This window comes from Uruburuella suis (assembly GCF_004341385.1).
Classification (GTDB): domain Bacteria; phylum Pseudomonadota; class Gammaproteobacteria; order Burkholderiales; family Neisseriaceae; genus Neisseria; species Neisseria suis.
Window position 1 is genome coordinate 1 of the sequence record NZ_SLXE01000064.1, and the last position, 1,136, is coordinate 1,136.

The window sequence follows — 1,136 nt, forward strand, 5'->3', positions numbered from 1 at the left end:
TAAACACTTAAAATCAAGCGTGAGCGAGGCGCTCTGATTGGAGGTAATCGCGCACTCTCGCATTCAGAATTCGCAGCAATTTGTGCATACACGCATTAATGGCCACTTTAAACGGCTTGCCTTTTGCAATCAGGCGCTCATAAAACACTTTAATCGCAGGCTCAAAGCGGCTGGCAGAAAGTGCCGCCATATAAAGCATATCGCGCACTTCCTTCCTGCCCCCGATACAGCCGGTTTTCCCGTCAGAATCCCCGCTTTGATCCGGAGGCGGGACAACGCCGACAAGCAGGGCTATTTTTTTATGGGACAATTGCCCCAGCTCGGGCAGCATCGCTATCAGCATGGCACAAGTGGTATTGCCCACGCCTTTGATGCTGCTGATGATTTTGCCTTTTCCATCGAAGCCGCTATCGGTGTATTGGAAAATTTGCTCGTCCAATGCGTCAATCAGTGCATCGAAATGGGCGATTAAATCTTCTACGCTTTGTTTTTGCGTTTCGTGGATCTGCGTCAAACGGTTTTTCTCGGCAGTACGCATTTCGACCAGCTGGCTGCGGCGTTTGACCAAGGCTTCGAGTGTTTCTTCTTCGGCTGAACGGGGGCAATAAAGCATTTGGACAGTTTTGCCTTTGATTTCGATGGCTTGTGCGTAATCGGCCAGCATTTTGGCGTCTTTATTGTCGGTTTTCCCCAGTGAAAACGACAGAGAATAGGAATGTGTCCGGCGCGGGTTGGCAATCACTACGCGCAATCCGGCATGGTGCAGGGCTTTGGCCAAGGGCACTTCCAACCCGCCGGTGCTTTCCATGACGACCAAATCGACTTGGTGCTTCTTCAGATATTCAATGGCGTGCTCAAAGCCTTTGGGGTTGTTGGTTTCGGTTTTGGTTTTGGCCATGCCGGTAATGCCGATAACGAAATTCTTTTTGGCAATATCGATGCCGCCATAGTTTTGGGTACTCATCATGAACCTTCCTTGTATTCGGTTGTGTTGTCTGGCAACTGTTCGGTTGTGCTGATGGGTGGTTATCCGCTCTTTTGGCTACTTCGCGGATGTGGAAATCCCAGGGTGTGTACGGAGGCGGATAACCTGTTTGGATGCTATGGTACATTGGTTTTAATATACAAGGGTGTGT

The 1,136-nt window shown here is 49.7% G+C and carries 1 protein-coding gene; it reads right to left on the reverse strand.

Annotated elements, in window-relative coordinates; translation table 11 throughout:
- Positions 1–13: 13 nt before the first annotated feature.
- Positions 14–964, reverse strand: coding sequence for an IS110 family transposase (locus EV680_RS11870; RefSeq protein ID WP_132954951.1), 951 nt, complete (start codon positions 962–964; stop codon positions 14–16).
- Between the last annotated feature and the right edge of the window lie 172 nt (positions 965–1,136).